Source organism: Sodalis sp. (in: enterobacteria) (assembly GCF_047607725.1).
Taxonomy (GTDB): Bacteria; Pseudomonadota; Gammaproteobacteria; order Enterobacterales; family Enterobacteriaceae; genus JBLKSS01.
This window is the reverse complement of record NZ_JBLKSS010000257.1, coordinates 1-3,142: the sequence shown is the minus strand read 5'-3', so window position 1 is coordinate 3,142 and position 3,142 is coordinate 1. Positions and strand designations below refer to the sequence as shown.

The 3,142-nt window shown below is 55.9% G+C and carries 4 protein-coding genes and 1 pseudogene; 3 read left to right on the top strand and 2 right to left on the bottom strand.

Features of this window, described 5'->3' with window-relative positions:
• Nucleotides 1-134: pseudogene (locus ACMX3H_RS17895) on the bottom strand (transposase); the annotation flags it as partial.
• 180 nt (nucleotides 135-314) lie between these two features.
• Between ACMX3H_RS17895 and glnK the strand changes: the two are divergent.
• From glnK to ACMX3H_RS17880, 3 genes are all read left to right on the top strand, one after another.
• On the top strand, nucleotides 315-653 hold the full coding sequence (gene glnK, locus ACMX3H_RS17890; RefSeq protein ID WP_415211762.1) for a P-II family nitrogen regulator: 339 nt from the start codon (nucleotides 315-317) through the stop codon (nucleotides 651-653).
• Between the two features lie 36 nt (nucleotides 654-689).
• A complete protein-coding gene (gene amtB, locus ACMX3H_RS17885; protein ID WP_415211761.1) occupies nucleotides 690-1,967 on the top strand; it encodes an ammonium transporter AmtB in 1,278 nt (425 codons plus the stop codon).
• Nucleotides 1,968-2,232: 265 nt separating this feature from the next.
• The gene (locus ACMX3H_RS17880; protein WP_415211760.1) at nucleotides 2,233-2,787 is read left to right on the top strand and encodes a YbaY family lipoprotein; all 555 of its coding nucleotides are present in this window, start codon (nucleotides 2,233-2,235) and stop codon (nucleotides 2,785-2,787) included.
• A gap of 127 nt (nucleotides 2,788-2,914) precedes the next feature.
• Here the strand turns inward: ACMX3H_RS17880 and ACMX3H_RS17875 are convergent, their stop codons facing one another.
• A complete protein-coding gene (locus ACMX3H_RS17875; protein WP_415211759.1) occupies nucleotides 2,915-3,073 on the bottom strand; it encodes a hypothetical protein in 159 nt (52 codons plus the stop codon).
• Nucleotides 3,074-3,142: the final 69 nt, after the last annotated feature.

The following is a 3,142-nucleotide window of genomic DNA, read 5'->3' as shown; positions in this document are numbered from 1 at the left end:
TAGAGCTGGCGCCAGTTGAACAGCAAATTGTCATTGATACCGTTATCCCGTGCCAGCTTGGCAATGGATACGCCGGGCTGGAGCGCCTGCTCAACCAGCTTAATGTTAAAGTCCAGCGGGAAATTGGGACAACGTCTTGAGGGTTTTGGTGGGGTTTGTTTCATGAATTGCGCCCATTAAAAAAATAATGGACATCATCTTCAATAACTTGATGGGGAATTAACAGACGGCGCTTACGCGCTGGGCGTACGCTTACCTTTGCTTTAATTGGGCGTAGTGGTCGCGAGTCGGGACTTAATTTTCGAGGGGTACATATGAAGCTGGTAACCGTGGTGATTAAGCCATTTAAATTGGAAGATGTGCGTGAAGCACTCTCCTCTGTGGGGATTCAGGAGCTCACGGTCACTGAAGTGAAAGGATTTGGGCGTCAGAAAGGCTATGCCGAGCTTTATCGCGGCGCCGAGTACAGCGTGAATTTCCTGCCAAAAGTGAAAATTGATATCGCTATCGCTGACGATCAGCTTGATGAAGTGATTGATGTCATCAGCAAGGCGGCCTATACCGGCAAAATCGGCGATGGCAAGATTTTTGTTGCTGAACTTCAGCGGGTTATTCGCATTCGTACCGGTGAAACCGACGAAGCGGCACTTTAACGACATGCGCTATTTGTAGATAGGGATGAATAAAAAATGAAGAAACTTGTTTCACTCATCGCTTTAGGTGCTGCGGCCCTCTTGCCATCCTGGGCCATGGCTGCGGCACCCGCGGTCGACAATGCCTTTATGATGATAAGCACCACGCTGGTGCTGTTCATGACCCTTCCGGGGATTGCGCTGTTTTACGGCGGCCTGCTGCGCGGGAAAAACGTGTTGTCAATGCTGACGCCGGTTGCGGTCACTTTCGCCCTGGTCTGCGTGCTCTGGATGATTTACGGCTACTCGCTGACGTTCGGTACCGGTAACGCCTTCTTCGGCGATTTCAGCATGATTATGCTTAAAAGCATCGGCGTTACCGCGCTGACCGGCAGTTTCTATCAGCTGATTCATGTCGCGTTCCAGTGCTCATTTGCCTGTATCACCGTCGGCTTGATCGTCGGTGCGCTGGCGGAACGTATCCGCTTCTCGGCGGTGCTGATTTTTGTGCTGGTGTGGCTGACTTTCTCCTATCTGCCCATGGCGCATATGGTGTGGGCGGGTGGTTACCTGGCTTCTTTAGGCGCTTTGGACTTCGCCGGCGGTACCTTGGTGCATATTAACGCCGCCAGCGCCGGGCTGGTGGGTGCTTACTTGTTGGGCAAACGCGCCGGCTTTGGAAAAGAAGCGTTCAAACCCCATAACTTGCCGATAGTATTTATCGGCACCGCAATCCCGTACGTCGGCTGGTTCAGCTTCAACGCCGGCTCCGCCAGCGCCGTCAACGAAATCGTCGGCCTGGCCTTCATCAACACCGTCATGGCCACCGCCGGCGCCATCCTTTCCTGGGTGTTTGTCGAGTGGATGCTGCGCGGTAAACCGTCGTTGTTGGGTGCGTGTTCAGGCTGTATTGCCGGTCTGGTCGCCATTACACCGGCTGCCGGTACCGTCGGCGTTGGCGGTGCATTGGTCATCGGCCTGGTAGGTGGCGTAGCCGGTCTGTGGGGCGTGGTTACCCTGAAGAAATGGCTGAAAGTGGATGACGTTTGCGATGTATTTGGCGTACACAGCGTCTGCGGTATCGGCGGCTGTCTCCTGACCGGGGTATTCTCCTCCGCGTCGCTGGGCGGCACCGGTTATGCTGAAGGTGTCACCATGGGTCATCAGGTTTGGGTGCAGCTCATCAGCGTGGTCGTGTGCCTGATCTGGTCTGGCGTGGTGGCATTCATCGGCTTCAAAATCGCCGATATGATGGTGGGCCTGCGCGTGTCCGAAGAGCAAGAACGCGAAGGTTTGGACGTCAACAGCCACGGCGAAAACGCCTACAACCCCTAATCGCGGGCACTAACCGGTCCGTTCGACCGACAGACTAGGTGTCAATCCGGCGGGAGCGTTTAAGTGCTCCCGCTTTTTTTTATGGCTGTCGGCCCTCCGGTCAGGAGGCGGACGGAAGAAAAATCCTCCTTAACCCGGCGACAGGAAATTTCCGGGATCTCGTGCCATGATTAAAGCATTGAGTGGTACGAACCACCATCGCATTCGCCACAATCTGTACAACGGTGGTGAAGGTCCGGCAAATAATAAGAAGGAGAAGCGAAAGATGAAACTCTGGCAAATCATTGCGGGTGTCGCTCTGGGCGCCACATTGGCAGGATGCGCGGATAAAAGCGCCAACATTCCCACGCCCACGTTTAAAGCGCCGGGCACTGCCCAGCAGGGCGCCATCAGCCAGCCGGCGGTCAGCGGTACGGTGTATATTCGCCAGCGCATCGCGCTGCCGCCGAACACGGCGCTGACGCTATCCGATGCCACCATTCCTGACACCCCGTCCAAAATCATCGCGCAGCGCGTTGTGTGTACGGACGGCAAGCAGGCCCCGTTCAGCTTTGTGTTGCCGTTTAATCCCTCGGATATTCAGCCCAACGCCCGCATCGTGTTAAGCGCCGCCATTACCGTCGATGGCCGCGTGGTAATGATCACCGAGCAGGTAAAAATGGCGGTTACCCAAGGCGGGGGAACGCGCCACGACTTGATCTTGGTACCGGTTGAGTTGGTCGCTTTGCCGACGCAAACTCAACCCGCTACCACGGTTCCGTTAAGTTCGCCGACGCAGGTGACCCCCTCGGAAAGCATCCCGGCGCCTACATCCTTTTAACGGCTATCCGACAGCACTCACACCGCGGCCGCACGTCCTGGCGGCCGTAATCCCAACGGCCGCTTCCGGTGGCCATGATCCCAATGGCCGCTTGCGGCGGCGAGCGGGCTCCCAAGGCGGCCCGCGTTCACCTTGGCCGTAGTGATAAAAAATGGCCGTTTAACGGCGCTCGCGCTGCATAGGCCCAGACGCCAATGAAGATCGCACTGTAACAGTAAGCGCCCCGTGGAGGACGTCTTGAATTATTGGTGGGTTTGTTGTATAGCCCGGTAAGAATATGTTCCACTACGATGCCTAGTGAACCCGCATCCTATAAGGGACGGCTGTCAGATCATGGATAATCCGGCGATGATAG

What these genes read in the sequence shown, in the direction of transcription:
- ACMX3H_RS17880 (WP_415211760.1), top strand. Translation starts at nt 2,233, where the DNA reads ATGAAACTCTGGCAAATCATTGCGGGTGTCGCTCTGGGCGCCACATTG.
- glnK (WP_415211762.1), top strand. Translation starts at nt 315, where the DNA reads ATGAAGCTGGTAACCGTGGTGATTAAGCCATTTAAATTGGAAGATGTG.
- amtB (WP_415211761.1), top strand. Translation starts at nt 690, where the DNA reads ATGAAGAAACTTGTTTCACTCATCGCTTTAGGTGCTGCGGCCCTCTTG.